Origin of the sequence: Paraburkholderia dinghuensis (assembly GCF_003837865.1) — a bacterium.
In the GTDB taxonomy this organism is placed as follows: domain Bacteria; phylum Pseudomonadota; class Gammaproteobacteria; order Burkholderiales; family Burkholderiaceae; genus Paraburkholderia; species Paraburkholderia dinghuensis.
The window spans coordinates 142,630-159,555 of record NZ_RQIS01000011.1; the positions used below are offsets into that span (position 1 = coordinate 142,630).

The 16,926-nt window shown below is 60.7% G+C and carries 16 protein-coding genes and 2 pseudogenes; 14 read left to right on the top strand and 4 right to left on the bottom strand.

Going from position 1 to position 16,926, the window contains the following annotated elements; translation table 11 throughout:
- Nucleotides 1–349 precede the first annotated feature (349 nt).
- From D1Y85_RS16415 to D1Y85_RS16425, 3 genes are all read left to right on the top strand, one after another.
- Entirely contained in the window at nucleotides 350–2,098 is a 1,749-nt protein-coding gene (locus tag D1Y85_RS16415; protein WP_246024949.1) for a site-specific integrase, read from the top strand.
- Nucleotides 2,095–2,310 (top strand): hypothetical protein, encoded by a 216-nt coding sequence (locus tag D1Y85_RS16420; RefSeq protein WP_124152128.1) that lies wholly within the window; start codon nucleotides 2,095–2,097, stop codon nucleotides 2,308–2,310. The genes D1Y85_RS16415 and D1Y85_RS16420 overlap by 4 nt, the downstream gene beginning before the upstream one ends.
- Before the next feature lie 99 nt (nucleotides 2,311–2,409).
- Nucleotides 2,410–3,552, top strand: coding sequence for a hypothetical protein (locus D1Y85_RS16425; protein ID WP_124152129.1), 1,143 nt, complete (start codon nucleotides 2,410–2,412; stop codon nucleotides 3,550–3,552).
- 784 nt (nucleotides 3,553–4,336) lie between these two features.
- Here D1Y85_RS16425 and D1Y85_RS16430 read toward each other — a convergent pair.
- Nucleotides 4,337–5,065, bottom strand: a complete 729-nt coding sequence (locus D1Y85_RS16430) for an IS6 family transposase (RefSeq protein WP_124152130.1) — start codon at nucleotides 5,063–5,065, stop codon at nucleotides 4,337–4,339.
- A gap of 43 nt (nucleotides 5,066–5,108) precedes the next feature.
- Here D1Y85_RS16430 and D1Y85_RS16435 point away from each other — a divergent pair.
- Nucleotides 5,109–5,186: pseudogene (locus D1Y85_RS16435) on the top strand (IS6 family transposase); the annotation flags it as partial.
- On the opposite strand, the pseudogene D1Y85_RS27650 reads toward D1Y85_RS16435, so the two are convergent.
- Nucleotides 5,182–5,343, bottom strand: a pseudogene (locus D1Y85_RS27650) (Txe/YoeB family addiction module toxin); the annotation flags it as partial. The pseudogenes D1Y85_RS16435 and D1Y85_RS27650 sit on opposite strands and share 5 nt — an antisense overlap.
- A gap of 5 nt (nucleotides 5,344–5,348) precedes the next feature.
- Between D1Y85_RS27650 and D1Y85_RS16445 the strand changes: the two are divergent.
- A complete protein-coding gene (locus D1Y85_RS16445) occupies nucleotides 5,349–6,077 on the top strand; it encodes an HTH domain-containing protein (protein ID WP_124152132.1) in 729 nt (242 codons plus the stop codon).
- On the opposite strand, the gene istA is transcribed toward D1Y85_RS16445, so the two are convergent.
- On the bottom strand, nucleotides 6,072–6,851 hold the full coding sequence (gene istA / locus D1Y85_RS27315) for an IS21 family transposase (RefSeq protein WP_246024945.1): 780 nt from the start codon (nucleotides 6,849–6,851) through the stop codon (nucleotides 6,072–6,074). The two genes, D1Y85_RS16445 and istA, sit on opposite strands and share 6 nt — an antisense overlap.
- Nucleotides 6,852–7,524: 673 nt before the next feature.
- Between istA and D1Y85_RS16455 the strand changes: the two genes are divergently transcribed.
- Nucleotides 7,525–7,716, top strand: coding sequence for a hypothetical protein (locus tag D1Y85_RS16455; RefSeq protein WP_124152133.1), 192 nt, complete (start codon nucleotides 7,525–7,527; stop codon nucleotides 7,714–7,716).
- Nucleotides 7,717–8,229: 513 nt separating this feature from the next.
- Here the strand turns inward: D1Y85_RS16455 and D1Y85_RS16460 are convergent.
- Nucleotides 8,230–9,204: an IS5 family transposase gene (locus D1Y85_RS16460; protein ID WP_124152134.1), complete on the bottom strand. Its 975-nt coding sequence runs from the start codon at nucleotides 9,202–9,204 to the stop codon at nucleotides 8,230–8,232.
- A gap of 870 nt (nucleotides 9,205–10,074) precedes the next feature.
- Between D1Y85_RS16460 and D1Y85_RS16465 the strand changes: the two genes are divergently transcribed.
- The 8 genes from D1Y85_RS16465 to D1Y85_RS16495 all read left to right on the top strand — a co-directional run bounded on the left by D1Y85_RS16465 (nucleotide 10,075) and on the right by D1Y85_RS16495 (nucleotide 16,716).
- Nucleotides 10,075–10,347: a hypothetical protein gene (locus tag D1Y85_RS16465; RefSeq protein ID WP_124152135.1), complete on the top strand. Its 273-nt coding sequence runs from the start codon at nucleotides 10,075–10,077 to the stop codon at nucleotides 10,345–10,347.
- Nucleotides 10,348–10,350: 3 nt separating this feature from the next.
- Entirely contained in the window at nucleotides 10,351–11,244 is an 894-nt protein-coding gene (locus D1Y85_RS16470) for a site-specific integrase (RefSeq protein WP_124152136.1), read from the top strand.
- 3 nt (nucleotides 11,245–11,247) lie between these two features.
- Nucleotides 11,248–12,069, top strand: coding sequence for a hypothetical protein (locus D1Y85_RS16475; protein WP_124152137.1), 822 nt, complete (start codon nucleotides 11,248–11,250; stop codon nucleotides 12,067–12,069).
- A 375-nt stretch (nucleotides 12,070–12,444) separates the two neighbouring features.
- Nucleotides 12,445–13,203, top strand: coding sequence for a hypothetical protein (locus D1Y85_RS16480; protein WP_124152138.1), 759 nt, complete (start codon nucleotides 12,445–12,447; stop codon nucleotides 13,201–13,203).
- A 97-nt stretch (nucleotides 13,204–13,300) separates the two neighbouring features.
- Nucleotides 13,301–14,293, top strand: coding sequence for a ParM/StbA family protein (locus D1Y85_RS16485; protein ID WP_124152139.1), 993 nt, complete (start codon nucleotides 13,301–13,303; stop codon nucleotides 14,291–14,293).
- A 22-nt stretch (nucleotides 14,294–14,315) separates the two neighbouring features.
- Complete coding sequence (locus D1Y85_RS16490) at nucleotides 14,316–14,618, top strand: hypothetical protein (RefSeq protein WP_124152140.1); 303 nt, start codon at nucleotides 14,316–14,318, stop codon at nucleotides 14,616–14,618.
- Between the two features lie 431 nt (nucleotides 14,619–15,049).
- On the top strand, nucleotides 15,050–15,766 hold the full coding sequence (locus D1Y85_RS27080; protein WP_185219023.1) for a hypothetical protein: 717 nt from the start codon (nucleotides 15,050–15,052) through the stop codon (nucleotides 15,764–15,766).
- Nucleotides 15,763–16,716: an IS5 family transposase gene (locus D1Y85_RS16495; RefSeq protein ID WP_124152141.1), complete on the top strand. Its 954-nt coding sequence runs from the start codon at nucleotides 15,763–15,765 to the stop codon at nucleotides 16,714–16,716. Before D1Y85_RS27080 ends, D1Y85_RS16495 begins: the two co-directional genes overlap by 4 nt.
- The last annotated feature ends 210 nt before the right edge of the window (nucleotides 16,717–16,926 follow it).

Here is a 16,926-nt window from a genome sequence, read left to right on the forward strand (position 1 = left end):
TTGCGGTAAAGCGCGTCAGCGAACCATCAGCCCAAGGCAACCCGAACCGGCTTCCCTCTCCAGGCTGCGATTTACTCAACACGGACCTCGTTGGGCCAGACTCGTAACGCCCTAGAATCCCCCGATGGGCCACAACGGGTCGGACAGAGGACGTTGGAACTTGATTGCCGAATGTCAGGGTTGGGTCGACAGAGTCCTGTCATCGCGCCCGCGAACGGTCATCCGCAGGCTTTAAGTGCGACTGGAAGAGTGCGAATGCCTCAGCAAAATGCACTGCATGAGGCGCCTATTAAGATAAGTCTTCTTATCACAAGGCCTCTGTTTCTGTACTAAACTCGCCTGCATGAAAATGCGCCCCGACCCGCTGTCCGCCCCTGCTGCGTCCCCGACTCCCGCCGAACCGCGTGGTTTTCCCGACGCGGGTGAACTCGCCATGCTGCGCGCCTGGTACGCGGGAGTCCCCGTGCGGCAGGCCGTGGCGCGCTACCTGCCGGCCTCACTCGGCGAGGGCAAGTCCGCCCGTGGCGTGCTCGGGCGCATCCGCCGCGAGCTGGTCGCCGTCGCGCGTGCCGCGCACCGCGAGGATCTGGCCGCCCTCCTCGCCCATCCGGCCAATGAGCGCGGGCAGCATGCGAAAGCCGTCGCCCATGCGATCGAGGTCCTGCGCACCGCACGCCCGCCGGCGCCCCAGATCGCCGACGCCATCGCCCGGTGGTTCGCCCCGCGCGCGGTGCGGGTGCTGCACGCGCACGGCATCACCACCCTCGCCGACCTCACGTTACGCATTCCGCGCCGGCGCCAGTGGTGGAAGGCGGTGCCGGGACTGGGCGCCGCGAGCGCCCGCGCCATCGAGGTGTTTTTCGCCGCGTGGCCCGCGCTCACGGAAAAGGCCCGCGCACTCGTCGTAGCGAGCCAGCGCGGCCCAATGGACACGATGTGCGTGCCGTGGGAAGCGATCCGGGTGCCGCATGAGGTCGATGGTTCCGACGGCACGTTCCGCGCGCCGCGCGCCACCTGCACACTCGACGCCACCAATGATTACGAGGCCGTGCAGACCTGGCTGGCGCTGCACGAATCCCCGGCCACACAGCGCACCTACCGCAAGGAGGCCGAGCGCCTGATCCTGTGGGCGATCGTCGAGCGGGGCCGCGCACTCTCGTCGCTCACGACCGACGATGCGATCGCCTACCGGACGTTTCTGCGGCATCCGTCACCGCGTGCCCGCTGGGTCGGGCCGGTGCAGCCCCGCACCTCACCCGGCTGGCGGCCGTTCAGCGGGAGTCTTTCGGCCAGATCGATCGCACATGCCCTGTCGATTCTCGGCGCCCTCTTTCGCTGGCTCGTCGAGCAGCGCTACGTGCTCGCCAATCCCTTCGCGGGCGTGAAGGTCCGCGGCGGCAGCTCCGCCTCGGCGCTCGACGCCTCGCACGCGTTCACCGAAGGCGAATGGGCGCTCGCGCGCACGCTCGCCGATGGTCTGGAATGGTCATCAGAGTGGTCACCGCGCTGGACGGCGCCCGCGGCGCAGCGGCTGCGCTTCCTGCTCGACTTCGGCTACGCGACGGGGCTACGCGCCAGCGAACTCGTCGGCGCCACCCTCGGGCACGTTGAGACGGATGCGCGCGGCGACCACTGGCTGCGCGTGACGGGCAAAGGAAACAAGCTGGCGCGCGTGGCATTGCCGCCGCTCGCCTGGGAAGCGCTTGCGCGCTACCTCGCGGAACGCGGCCTGCCGGTCACGCCCGCGCGCTGGCGCCCGGACACGCCGGTCATCGGCAGCCTCGACGGGGGAACCCGCACCGACAGCGGCGCGGCGATCAGCAGCGTACGGCTGTGGGGTGTGCTACGGCGCTTCTTCCAGCTCGCGGCGAACGCCATCGAAGCGGACCACCCACCCCTCGCGGAGAAACTGCGCCGTGCGAGCCCGCACTGGATGCGGCATACGCATGCCACCCACGCGCTCGGCCGCGGGGCAGAGCTGACCACCGTGCGGGACAACCTGCGGCACGCCTCGGTGTCGACCACGTCGCTCTACCTGCACAGCGATGAGGTGGAGCGGGCTCGCCAAATCGGCGACGCTTTTTCGGCACGCACGTGAGTAGTCCTACCCGCGTCATCGCCCTTATGCATGTTCCCGTTCAAAGAAAAAAATGGATGATTGAGGGCATGCGATCTGCCAGTGCAACCAACACCCTCGGCGATATCAACCAAGTCCGGATGCCGGGGATTGACGCGGCGCTCGATATGTTGCACCATCATTCTATGGCCGTGGTCCGGCGGAGCTTCGAGCGGCTCGAAACAGATCACTGAAATATCTTTTGTGGCACCTGTATGGTAGCTGTTGTGTGTATTCCATAAATTGCGCATTCACCTAATCGCTCGATGTTTGTGCAGAACTGGGAAACCACAATGGTGACACTCCGAAAGATCGCGTTCGCGGTCCGCAATGCCAGCAATCGCGCCGGCTATCCTATCAAGCTCAACCACGCTGACCAGTTGGTCGCTGCTGCCTTGGGCCATGCATCTCTGGCTGCTTTTCAGGCTTCAGACGCGAAGACTGGCTCACTTGACGCAGCAGCCCATCTTGTCCTTGACGTCGATTTGCTGACGGCACGCTGCGGCCAATTGGATCCAAGGTATGAGCCGGAAATAGTTGCGAGCTTCGTGCGGACGGCGTTCAGCATCGCGCACCCCCTCGCCCAACTTCACCCAACTGGCGAGGCGCTCAACCAAAGGATTCGCGAAATTACTCGCCACGACGTGCTGGGCCTCCCCGACATCACCGGTGAGCTAGCGATCGTAGGCGACGGTCGCCGCGCGAGGATCGATATCCCCCTTCCCGATATCTTACTGTCCGGGCTGCCTCCCGCCGGATCGGCAGTTACGGACGAGGCTCGAGGACACATCGTGATCGATGCCAACCACACGTTGCCTGAACATAGGATAGAGGTTTCCGTGCGTCGTACCGTGACCCGTTCCGGACGGAGCAGTATCGCGCAACCAATCCTAGATATCGCGCGAACGGATCGCCACGATGACGGGGGGCGCTCGCACGAGCACAGTCCGGCTGCACGGTCACTGCAATTACAGCGTATTCGCGTAGAGATTGCGGAACTCTACTTAGAGTTGGTGCGCGGGCTGTCTGACGAGGGTATCGTTGAATTGGCCGCCAACACGACGGGCATCGGCTATTTTCCTCAATCCAGGTGCGCGTATGTGCATGAGAATTTTAGCGACGGTCAGTATCGCGATCACGCCGTACGCCAATACTGGCAAAATATCGAGGGATCCTTCATTGTTGGCTGGACTCGAGCTAGTCCTCGTGAATATTCGACGCTGGATTTCGAGGTTTTGCTGTGCGCTGAGGCGGACGACCCGGATCGCTACGATAACGCGTTCGATGAAAAAATGACGGACCCTGTCTGGGTCTCCGAAATCGCGTCCGCCTGGCGGCGGGAGCTAGAAGACCCGACGACAATAAGTCTTCACGTCGATGAAGTCGCGGATGACTGGCTAGCAGTGCTGGACGAACTGGAAGCCGAGAGTGACTGATCGGGTTCTCAGTCAAGTGCCACTTCGCAATTGAGGCGAGGGAGTCTAGGCCTGACCCGGACAGATCGAAACCAATCACCCCGTGGCACGTAGCCACGGGGGATTTCAGCACGCAAAGTGCGCGCCATCCTCCGCTCGGGTCAGTACTCCGCCGATCGCCATGTGAATGGTACGGCCATACCTGACCCGCTATTTCCAGCAACGTCTCCCCAATGCCCGCGGCCGCGAACGCTAGTTGACGGCTTTTGAGGTGGAGGTAGATGCCCGAGTTCATCGACAAACTAATCCACGAGCGAGCTCTGTCAATTGGCAAAGCCCGCAACGTCAGCATTCGCAAGCACCCCTCTTCTGGCCGCAGTTACTCTTCGATCTCCCCGTATTCACTCCGCTCAAGCACGTAGCCGGGAGACATGACTCGCGTAGAACAATCGGCCGGCCCCTGTGTCTCGGCCCTGGTGCGAAAATTGAAGGCCCCGTAGTATGCGTTCGTCACACCCAGCCGGCTGTGGCCCAGCATCTCGCTAACTGTTGAAGTTCGTTAATTCTGCTAGCCGCGTTCACAGGGACGCTAATGGAGGTCCATCAAGTTTGCTAGCCTGCTTTTCGATGCTCGACGTGCATTCACTGTCTGGCAGGGATGAAAGCGCGCGCTGTGCGTAGCGAGGACCCGGACAATGAGATATCGATTGTCGAAATCCACCGGTAACATGCAGAGTGCCCCAAAGGGCTTTGTCAAGTTGTCGGAGAAGTGTGTGAGCCATTCAGACGAACTAAGGTATCCTTTTTAATTCGCGTTGAAGAGCTGCACACCAGTCCAGTCATACCACGCGTGCAAACGCGCCTTCAGCTGTGCGCGATGGCTGGCCGCTTTCATCCGGTGCCGGGGCAATACGAAGTGCTGACGGATCGGACCAAAGCGCGAGAGAAACGCCTGCGTGCGTCGCGGATCGCGGAAGCCCTGCATCTGGCGTTCCCGCCGGCGTGTGGGCTGGTGACTGTTTTCAGCGCGGTTATTGACCCGGGCCGAAGCTTTCACGAAGACGTGCTTCACACCGGCCAGCTCAGGCAGTTCCGCCTTTGCAGCCGGGTAGCTGCGCAGCTGATCGGTCACGATCTTCGTGGGTACCGGGTGTGAGCGCAGCACCTTGCTGAAGAAGCGTTTGGCCGCAGTCTTGTCGCGTCGCTTTTGCAGCAGCACGTCCAGTTCCGTTCCGTGTTCGTCCACCGCGCGCCACAGCACGTACGGCTCGCCCTGCAGCTTCACGAAGACTTCATCAAGATGCCAGGTGGAGCCCGGTGTGCCGCGCGAGGCCTTGGCCCGGCGCACAAACTGCGCGCCAAACCGGTCGCACCAGTTGCGAATCGACTCGTACGTGACGCTGACGCCACGCTCGAGCAGCAGCTCCTCGATGTCCCGCAGGCTCAGATTGAAACGGTGGTACCAACGTACCGCGCATCTGATGACCGCGGCAGGGAAACGGAAACCGTGAAAAGGCGACTCGATCTTCTTCATCTCGTCATCCTACCCGCCCGCGATCTCAACTTGACATTGCCCTGCGGCCAAACGCTTCTTCAGCAAGGTGCTGCGCTCACACCCGGTACCCACGAAGATCGTGACCGATCAGCTGATCAGTAGTGGTAGCGACACGAAACGATATTGATTTGTGTGCCCGCGACTTCGTAGACCAGGCGATTCGTTTCATCGATGCGTCGCGACCAAAAACCAGTCAGGTTTTCCTTCAGCGGCTCGGGTTTGCCGACGCCTTCGAACGGCGAGCGCTGTACAGGCCGACGCGTTGGAGGCCGACTGGAACGCCCGCCTGCGTCAGCTTGATACGCTGCAGCGTGAGCATGAGCGCCAGCGGGAGGCCGACCGTACACTCCTGGACGAGCCCGCACGCCGACGCATCATGGCGCTGGCTTCCGACTTCCCTCGCGTATGGAACGACGAACACACGAGCGCCGTTGAGCGCAAGCGCATGCTCGGATTGCTAATCGAAGACGTGACGCTCATCGTCGGTCAGCAGGTCGATGTTCATGTACGTTGGCGCGGCGGACATACACAGAGCCTGGCCGTGGAGCGGCCGCAGCCGATGTCCAGGGTGCGCAAGACGCGGCCCGAAGTCGTTTCCCTGATCGACGAGCTGTTGGAAACTTCAACGGACCGGCAGATCGCAGCGAGACTGAACGAACTTGACCATCGGAATTGGCGTGGAGAGCACTTCACCATGAAGAAGGTCATCCTCATTCGCCAGACCTACGCGTTGAAGAGCCGGTTTGACCGATTGCGCGAGCGCGGTATGCTCACCGGCGAGCAGTTGGCCAGGCAACTCAACGTATCGACGACAACCATCCACCAACTCGGGCGTCAAGGCGTTCTCAAGCGGCATCTATACGGCAACAACTGCCGGTGCCTGTACGAGCCGCCCGGCGACGTCAAACTGATCAAAGGCGCAGGCAGTCGATACGGCGGCAGGCCGCCCCGTCTAATTCCCGCTCAACAAACCGAACAAGGTGCATTATGAAGTCAACGCCTTCTTGGCCGGGTCGTGCGGCGGACATGGGTCGATGCGCAAACCGTATGCTTCGGCGAGCCCCGCGTAGGAGCGCTGAACCTCAGGACTGTGCAGGCAGTGCCGGATGATCGCGCACTTGGCGTTGTCGATCGTCACCCGGGAAGGACACCCCCCGAACCATTCGAAGGCGCGGCGATGACAGGCCAGCCACGTCTCGACGGTCTGGTCCAGCACGACCTCGGCGTACTGGTGCCGGGACCAGCACAGGGTCATGACGAAGATCCACGTCTTGAGCGAGATACCGGACTCGTGCGTGAGAACAGGGCCGGCGCCGAAATCGACCTGGGCGGCTTCGGCGGGCGCGAACTCGAGGATCGTCGTTGCCTTGACGACGCGTTCGGCGGCCAGCCGGCGCAGCATGCGCTTCACGGCATCGTAACTGCCGGTATAGCCGTAATTCCGCTGAAGAGCTGCATGGATTGTGGTGCCCTGGACGCCAGCGGCGAGCCACTCGCGAACCTGCTCGCGATACGGTTCCACCGTCGAGACGCTGCTGCGTGGCACCTGTCTCGGGACGCTGTTGAGGACGCTTGCGATCTCGGCGTCTTCCGGCATGGGCTGCGCCGGATCGAGCCAGCCTCGCGACTGGGCTTCCTGCCGCAGGGCTGCAAGCTTGGCTCGGCCCATCAGGCGTCGCCGCGCGATGTCGCGGTCGGAATCACCGCGTCGCATGCGCACAAGGATGTGACGATACTCAAACAACTCGAACCTCCTGTTGGCCATAGGCGCTCCGTTCAAATGAACGGAGCGTACCGACTTGGAAAGTTCGAATTGCGCTTATGCCCGCTACCGCTGGCTTCTGTACGCCGCCCGCAGGGTGGCTCCTTTACGCCGCCCCTGGACTGGCTCTATTGCGCCGCCCATCAGGTGGCCCGATTACGCCGCCCGCGAAATGGCTCTATAACGCCGCCCGCTGACACCCGGATGGAGGTTGTTGTCCGGGCGAGTGATTACCTTGGACAGCTTGTTGATCTCGCTGCGCGTGACGCCAGCTCGACAGCCAGCGGCCACCCGCCCGCACAGTAGCCTTTTCGACCTGCGTCGCCGGGGAACAAGCATCGGCACGCGTAACGCGATTTAATTCCTCGTTTGAACGCACAGGCACGGGCGGGAGAGAACCGCATGCAACCGTTAAACGGCTGGGGCAAGCCATCCCATTGGTAACCAGCTCCCATAAACGGAAACCAGACCACCACACGGGCGTCGCAAAGGAAAGGGAATAGATCCCCAACCGCTTCCGGTTACCGGCAGAATCATGCAGGTGCCCGCACACCGTGTCGCCAATGTCCGACAGAAGGCGGGCATCGCTCGCTACACTGCGTCCAGAACCATGCACACGCCCTGCCCACGCTGCTGTATGGGCAACTGGCAATAACGCCCCCAACGAAACAACAGTATGGAAATTCGCGTCACTTACGAACACAGCCTCGCATCTGCACCGGACGAATTCATCGTTCACGTCCCGTCACAGGTCGTTACCGGTATTCCAGCGAACGTGCCGCGCGCCTTTCTTCCCGAGGTTATTGCCACACTGATCGTCGAACGTTCCCCGACAATCGGCAAGATCCGCAATCTCAGGATTCTCTAGCGCGTTCGGCTCCCGGGTGCAGTCACGCCAACATGTATTGCAGCAAGTCCGCAGATCTGGATCAACCGGTCAGCGGTGCCTGCGATGGATGGAACAACGGATGACAGCGTATTGCAGTCGTGCTCTGCCTGACCGGCGTCGGACGCTCCGCGCGGCGGCTAGCACCGGACGGGGCGGCCGTTTGACGTCAAGGTACGGTCGGCTCAACGCGAGCACGCATCCGGATAGCTCAAATTGCTCGCTATGTCAGAGTGATGCTGCCTTCTTCTAACCCTTGACAGGAAAGGGTTTCGAGCGGAAATGGACGATTCACGATGCCGCTTACAGTCAAATTTCGGGCGTGCGGTGCCCTCGTCCACAGATGGCTCCCTGAGCTAAGGCTACGCTGAACAAGCCGCCAGTTTGCGACGCGTCGGCGATGTGGAGGTGTTCAGGTCGTAAAGCCGACCGCGCTCCCTTGGCTTTTGGCCCTTGCGGGCATTACACGCGGGCGTTTTGCCCGCCTTTCGCCCATTACGGGCGCACCTGTGCCATCAATCGCGTGCGCGACAGGTACACGTTGGCGAGCGCCAATGCTACGAAGGCCCGGTTCGCGTTCTTCGCCAGCCCGCGGTAGCGCACCTTCGTGAAGCCCCACAGTCGTTTGACCACCGCGAAGACATGCTCCACACGTGCGCGGATCCTCGACTTGTGGCGGTTCTTGCCGCGCTGCACCTCATCGACTTCACCCGCGCGGCGGGTGCGCTGATTCGTGAAGTCGCGCGCCTTCGGCGCTTTGCTGTGGATCAGCGCCTTCTGGCTGGCGTAGGCGCTGTCACCGGAGACCCGCCGCTCCTGGCCGTGCAGCAATTGCGGCAGCGGATGCTTGTCGTGGACGTTGGCCGGCGTGAGCACGGCGCTGTGCGCCAGGCCGCTCTGGCTGTCCACGCCAATATGCAACTTCGCGCCAAAGTACCATTGCCTGCCTTTGCGCGTCTGATGCATTTCGGGATCGCGCGACTTCTGCTCAGTCTTCGTCGAACTCGGCGCACCGATGATCGTGGCATCCACGATCGTGCCGCTCTTGAGTTTCATGCCGCTCGCCTGAAGCACCCGACCGACTTCGGCAAACAGCTTCTCGCCCAGTTTGTGGGTTTCGAGAAGACGACGAAATTTGAGCAGTGTGGTGGCGTCTGGCACCGCCTCGCAACCCAGATCAATTCCTGCAAAGCGCCGCAGGCTGGCACTATCGTAAAGTGCCTCTTCACACGCGAAATCGGCCAGGTTGAACCAGTGCTGGATGAAATGGATGCGCAGCATGCGCTCCAGACCAATTGGCGGGCGGCCATTGCCGCGCTTCGGGTAATACGGCTCGACCACCGCGCACAACTGAGCCCACGGCGTAATTGCATTCATCGTATCGAGAAATTCATCGCGCCGCGTCCGTTTGCGGTGCGTCTCGAAACCCGCACCTCCATCAGCTGCCATCGCCAGCGTCTGCTGCTTCATCCTGTTCCGCCTTCCTTATCCATTCCGATCTATAACGGTTGGAATAGCCCTGCGGTGGACTTGATCAGCTTTGCCCTAAGGCTTCACGCTGGAACGCGTGTATCCGCGGCGATCATTATGTACGACGGCGATGCGTCGCTGCCTGCTTGCCTCGACTGTGGTACGACGATCGTCCGACCTGGCAGCCAGCAAACCTGATCGAACAGTGCAAGTCGGACATGTTTCCCGGCATCGTCCTGGCTGGCCGGGATCAGGATGAATTTGCCGAATTTCGTGGGAGCAAACTCCGGTCAATGACCGAGCTGACTCCCGGCAATGATTCCGGCAGTTACCGTGGATGTGCGCTTTAATTCGGATAACAAATGTCTCGCTGTGGCCGCGGAAGCGTTGTTGCAGCGACAAAACCAATCGCGCGCACCAGTCCGAAAATTCGTTGCGTGCCACATCGATTTGATGTAGGCTTTCAATGCATTCAACGCCGAAGAGCGGCACAAGTTTTAAATCGCAAGAGTCGGCCAGGCGTCATCGTCAGGCCACAAAGCAAGACGGGCTCACATCCCGCGCGAGCAGGTTCCGAACCTGCCGCTCGTCATCAGCAAGCACATCTGGCCGCACGGCCGATGTCGCTTCGGCAATCGCGGCCAATCATGGTCGTGAAATTTCCTTTTCCTGTGTGATCCCAAGGCACGAGCACGTCTGCACGCGTCCAATCAACCGCAATCCTTTGTCCTGAGCCTCGCCGCGGGCTCGGTGCACTCACGTAGTCCGCGGCGAGGCCCTGGTGCGCCCGGGCCGGGTGGACGTTCTGCACGTCCATGGTCTCTCGTTGTCTGTTTTCTCCTTCTCACCCGTCAAGCATGGAGATATGGGATGGACCTTGACGATCTGCTCACACACCTTCGTCGCCGCTACGCCGATGCGCCGACTCGCCCGCGACGTACCCGGGAGCGCAGTTCCGCCCTCGACGCCTACCTCGCGGACATGCAGGTGTTCACACTGCAGCGGCTAAATTCGGATCGCCCTGCGGGATTCACGCTAAAGCACATAACGGCGGTAATCAATAGCAAGTCCGAGCATTCGTTCTCCCAGACCGCTGTCCGCAAGGCATTGATCGCCCATGGTCTCTACGAGTTGTGGGGTTGAACCATGACCACGCTCCAGTCGCTTGCGCGTGAACTCGTTGCCGACATGACGGTCCACAGACGCTCCAAGGCCGATCTCGATGCTCTGAACGCGTGGGCAGTGCGAAGCATTGGAACCGAGCGCGCGTACCGCCAGGTTGTCACGGCTTATCTGGAATGGCTGCGTGACCAGCGCATCCCGCTCCAGACCCTTCACACGCGCGACATGCTGATGGAATTTATCGATGAATACGCCGAATCGCACGGGCAGAAATCGCTCGACCAGGCGAGACAGGCTCTCCAGAAAACCTTTGCCGTGACACTCCCCACAGTAGAGAGCCTCGTCGCAACTGTGACGCGTGACCGCGCCTACACTTTTGACGAACTGTCACAGGTGATCAAGTACCAGACGCGCAAGAATCAACTGGCAACTCTGCTCTGTTTTGATGCCGGGTTGCGCGCGCACGAGTGCATCACCCTCACCCGCCGCTGCGATGGGGCACCATCGACCCATCGCGACTGGTCACCTGACCGCTTTGCGGGGCTCACCGACATAGTGATCTATCTCGTCACGGGCAAGGGGGGGCTGAGCCGTGAGGTCGCCGTGTCGATCGAACTCTCCGACGCACTACTCAAGCTGCTACGACCGGCGCCTGTCGCGATCCGCGATCGAGAGGTCGACTACATGTCGTCATTTTCCATCGGTGGCGGGCAGGCGCTATCTTCGAGCTTCAGCCGCGCCAGCGAGCTCGCGCTCGGGTGGAGCCGGGGACTTCATGGGCTTCGCCACAGTTTTGCGCGTCGCCGTCTGGCAACGCTGTGCGCGCTGCTTCCGCCACGTGACGCGCTCCTGATTCTCAGCCAGGAACTCGGCCACTTCAGACCAGCCATTACCCTCAGTTATCTCTCCGGACGCTAATCAATGAAACGTCAATTGCCACCCGGCCTGCGAGCACGCACCACAAGTTCAGGAAACACATCCTATTACCTCAAGCCTCCTGGCACAAACAGGGAAATGCCGCTGGGCCAGGATCAGCCGAAAGCACTGCAAAAGTGGCAACAGTCCCGCCTCGAGCGCTTTTTACAACAGCATCCGGTGACCAACCTAGTCACGCTCATCGACTGCTTTGTTGAGTGCGCAATTCCGGTTCGCAAGCCCGAAGAGCGTCCAGCCTTGCTACGGCAATCCAATGCACTACGACAATATTTCGTCGTAGTCGGGAACGCGCCCCCCGAAAATCTACCCTCCGGACAGAATGCCTATCTCGAATATCACGGCCCGACGCGACGCCTGCGCGCTGGCGCGGAAGTTTATCTTTTCTGCCACATCTGGCGCTGGGCTCAACGCGCCGCCGTGTTGCCGGCAGAGCGACCATGTCCATGGCATTCAGGTGAGCTGGTCGCGCGGGTACAGCGTGACATTTGGGATGAACTGACCGAGACGATCAGGCAACTACGGGCCCTCGATCAGCAGTTGCCCTCTTTTGAGGCACAGCAAGATCGGGCGCAACCAGCAGAACACCAGCATCAGCTTGCGTCCCTGCTCATCGCCGACGGTCGACGTGACATCGCCCGGCACCTGAGATCACTGACCAAGATTGAATTCGCCACACTGCTATCACGTGTGGAGGGCTCCCCGACCGTCGCCCCGAAATCGGACCTGATTCTCGGTACCCGCCGTGCCATCCGGTTGAAGGCTCTGCGACAGGATGTACTTCGCACCAGATCCAAGCCATGTGATTAGCATAACGAAATAATTCGTAAATATTTTGTCCGAAAATAGTTGCACGGAGCGAAACATCCTTGCTATAGTCATCATCAGCCGTTAGATCGGCAATAACTGTAAAATGATTACCCGCTACGGCGGCACTTACCAGGCGCATCGACAGCATCTGCGCCTATCCAGTAAAAGCAAATTGGTGCGCGCGTTCCGCGCATGAAAATCAATTTGCTCATCTTTGCGAGCCACTGGCCGCTTTCCTTAACTGAGGGCAGCCATATTCAACCATCGACCCTGAAAATGACGCGCAGCCTTCGTGCGTCCATTTCGGCCATCGTTTGGCTCCGACCGTAATTCTCAAATTCGCGATCCGCAAGCACCGCCCTGCCGGCAATCGGCTTGCGCGTCGCCGATTTTTTTCGGCCACGACCTTCCCTACCATTTTCAACGGAGGTCCCCGTGCCGTACCCATCCTTCAAGCAACATCTCGCAGCCATGGAAAGCGCATTCGCCGACGCCATGGGACTCATGAGCGCCCCGCGGCCGACGTGGCTCGCAGAACACATCTCACTCCTAGCCGCGCTCAATCAGGACGAGAAGGAGCTCGATCTGCCGCAACCAAAGCGCGATCAGGAGGCAATCCGCCAGACCGAGGCCTACCGGGCGGAGTTGGCCAGGACGTCGCCGCTCGAAGTGCCACACCGCGTCACTTCGTGGGGGTTGATCGAAATGCAGCCCATGGAGACCCTTTACTGGCACGGACTCTTTCGCGAGGTGGTCGCGCTGAAATTCCGCCCGCGCGTGCTGGCGTCGGAACCCGCACTTCTTGACGATCTTCAGTTTGGTGGAGAATCATGGTCACTCAATCGCGTTTTCACTGACGCTGTTCAGCAACTCGCGGGAAGCGGCCGCAAACCGGCGAAACTTTTTGTGAATCGCGGCGAGGGCAATCTGGACGCCGCCGTGGTCTTCGTAGTGTGTCCCTCTTGTTGCACAGACTGGCACGCGGTCGGAAAAGCGCTTGCCGCGCGCTTCGGCGAGCAGTTCGATTCCGCCATCGTCAAACTGCTTGACCGCACTCGCAACGTATATAACGCTGCGCGGCAGCGAGCAATCGGTCACGCAGCTCCGGTCAACGCAACCCGGCTGCATGAGTAAAAAACCGCAATAAAACGTCGCGATGACCGCGCCGATTCCTGCTTTCCGGTGCGGTCATCTCCAGTTTCCGTTCATTCGTTATCCTACAGGAGTTGTTATGTCGGATTCTGTTGTAGTAGTTGAGGTCGGGGCAGGCAACACAAAATACATGGCCAGTGAAGGCGGACGGATCGTCGCCGCAGGTCACCTGCCGTCCATCGTTGCCCTTTCTGGCACCGGCGCGCTCACATCGTTTCAAGGTGAACGTCGGTCTGATGAAGTGACACCGGTGGTCGGCGGCGTCATGTATAACGTGTCGCTGGCGTCCAACCGCGGGGTGGCCGGGGCGACACGCGTGGCGCCCGGGGATGATTTTCAGAACTCGTCGCACCACACAGCCCTGCTGGCCGCGGGGCTGCGTGCAGCCGGACTGAAAGAGATCGATGTGCTGGTGGTGGGCACCCCCGTACATACCTTCGACAAACATCGCGACCATCTGTCATCCATCCGTGGCGCGTTTGATTTTGGACTGGGCACGCACTCTATCGGAACAACGATTGTGCTGCCGCAGCCATTTGGTTCGCTTTTGGCCGGAATCAATGAAGGACTTCTGATGAACAGCACACGCAACTCACAGATCGTGATTGATGTCGGGTACTACAGCACCGACGTGCTGCGTGCGCGCGGCCTCACGTTGGAGAACAGCAATAGCTTTGGCCTGGCTGCCGGGATGGGCAAGATTTATCGGATGCTCGCCGACCTGGTCGCGCAGAAAATTCGCAGGCCCGTAAGCGATCTTGACCAGATCGAACACTGCTTGCGTACACGGACGCCCTACCTCGTCTATGGCCAGCAGGTCTCACTCGAGCCTTACATGCAGGAGATCCGGGCACACCTTGACGCCTGTGCGCTGGAGATTTACGGCCGGGTCGGCACAACCGAGAACGTCGCCGGCATCTGCCTGACTGGGGGGGGTGGGGAATTTTTCCGCCCTGCCATCGGAAAGGTTTTTGGTGACATTCCCATCCAGGTAATGCCGGATTCATTGATGGCCAATGCGCGCGGGTTTCTGGTCGCGGGCCAGTCGGCGCTGGCCGATCGGGCAGCGTGACACTGGCGCTCCAGTACACCACATGAAAGGGAACGACGAAGTGACGACCTCGTATCTTGAGATGACGATCCGCATTGATGCGGACGCGCATCCGCGGCTGCACGCCTACCTGTTGGCGCGTGAACCGGGAAAGCGCCGGGCGGCCGCACTGAAACGGCTCGCAGAGGACGCGCTGCTGCTGGGCGACAGTGCAGCACCGGCGGCCGCGCGTGGTGCGACGAACCATCGGAGCGCACGCGACGAAGCGGCGCCAAACCCTCCCGGCGTGATGGCCAGCGACGTGCGGTCGAGCCTTGCCCAGTTCCTGCCAGGCGGCAAGCCGTAGCCTGCTGGCCAGACGGGGGACCACATTTCACTGTTCCGGTGCGCTCCGTCTGGCCATCCCGGCCCTGGCCAGTCCGGATGGCAGCACAACGATGACATCCGCCACGCGACGCCGAATTTTCCTGTCCACGTCGGAAATAATTTCCTCAGAACTGTCGAAATAATATTCCCCAGTGCGTGGTTTCGCGGTTATCGCCGGTTCTCGTGATCAGATGAACTCATTCGTATACCTGAGCAAACGGAGAAGATACGAAAGCTAGACCGCCGATCACGATTGCGCACGACACGGCCGCAACCGACGAGGCACGCAAATGGGCCGAGGGCAACGCCGGGGCTATTCGGGCCCACAGAGGCGCTACAACGACGAGGTGCGCGCGGCTCTGCACACTATGGGACGCTGCCGACCGAATCTGCGGGAAGCGCCTGAAGGCCGTGATTCCGACGCTGATCGAGTCGATGACCCGGCTTATCGAAGACATCGACTGGTGCAAAGATGAAGGCAACTGCGGGCCGCACGCGCGCCAGAATGTCCGCGCCCTGCTCGCAGCACGCCCCGCGGAGAAAGCGGATGACGGCAGCGCGGTGGCGCGAACTGAAACAGCACGCCCGCGACACGGCGCTGAGGCGCGGCTGCACAGCGAGCGAATACGGCCAACCGAACTGGCTGCTCAACTACGCGATGATGGATGTATCCCTCGACAGCTATATCGCAGCCGGGAAGTGCGCCGCCATCGACGACGCCAGCGCTGGGGGCAAAGCATGATTCCACGCGGCGATTACCAGAACCATGCCTACCCGGTGCAGAACAGTGGGAAAGATAAGGGCAGCCGGGGCATGATCTGCTCGGCAAAACTAGCCTGCCGCACCCGCGCCGTGGATTTCATCAATCTCGTACTCCATCGCGCGAGTAAGAGCGCGCTTCGCCGCGGTTTCAGCCGCACTGCGTTCGGGCGCGCCATATCGCAGATCGTCGCGCTTCCTTTTTCCTGTCGCACGGCGAATGGTGTTTATGGCTTTCTCAACAACGCTGTGTTTCGACATATGCGCCTCTTCATCGGCAAGTTAGGGAAGGTCTGCAAAAGTCCCTGTATCGATGTGCGGGATGAAGTATCCTGGGAAGAACGGTGTGAGTCAGGAGAGCCTCGATGACGCAACTTGGTCTTGGTCTGGATCTGTCGACAAAGCGCACGCGCAAGCGGGAATTTCTCGACGAGATGCGGCGCGTTGTGCCATGGTCGAGGCTGATTGCGCTGATCGAGCCGTACTATCCCGCCGGCAGAACCGGACGACCGCCGTTCCCGATCGCGACGATGTTGCAGATACATTTCATGCAGCAGTGGTTCGGCCTGTCAGATCCGGCGATGGAAGAAGCGCTGTATGACGTTCCGATGTATCGTGAGTTCGCCGGGCTTGATGGGGGCATGACGCGCTTGCCGGATGAAAGCACGATTCTCCGGTTCCGTCACCTGCTCGAGACGCACGGACTGGCAGTACAAATGCTGGCCGTGGTCAATGAGATCCTGAAAGAGAAAGGCTTGCTGCTCAAGACTGGGTCAGTGGTCGACGCCACCTTGATTTCGGCGCCCAGTTCGACGAAGAATTCTTCCGGTACCCGTGACCCCGAAATGCACCAGACGAAAAAGGGTAATCAATGGTACTTCGGGATGAAAGCGCATATTGGCGTGGACGCCCAGTCAGGCCTGGTGCACACCGTCATTGGCACGGCGGCCAACGTTCACGACCTTACTGCGGCTCACGCGTTGTTGCACGGCGCGGAAACGGATGTGTATGCCGACGCTGGATATCAGGGCGTTGAAAAGCGCAGCGAGGACGACACGGTTCGCTGGCATGTCGCAATGCGACCAGGCAGGCGCAGACAACTGGACCTGAATGATCGACTGGACGCGATCTACAACCAGATCGAGCGTCTGAAAGCGGGAATCCGGGCCAAGGTCGAACATCCATTCCGTGTCATTAAGCAGCAGTTTGGCTATACAAAAACGCGCTACAGGGGGCTGATGAAAAACACCGCGCAGCTCACGACACTGTTCGCTCTGTGCAACCTGTGGATGGTACGCAGGACTCTGTGCCAGACCTGAAACAGCTGGAGATTGACTTTATGCGTTCCCGCAAATGCCGGTCGTGGCAGGGCAAGAGCCGCGTCGCTAACGTCCCGCCGGATTCCGCGAGCTGACATGACGAGTTACACAAAGCCTGCGCGGAGAAGAATGAGTTCTGCAGAATTCCTTAGACGATTCCGTCTTCCATAACCAATTTTTCGGCAAGCCGACAGCAAACTTTAGGGCATT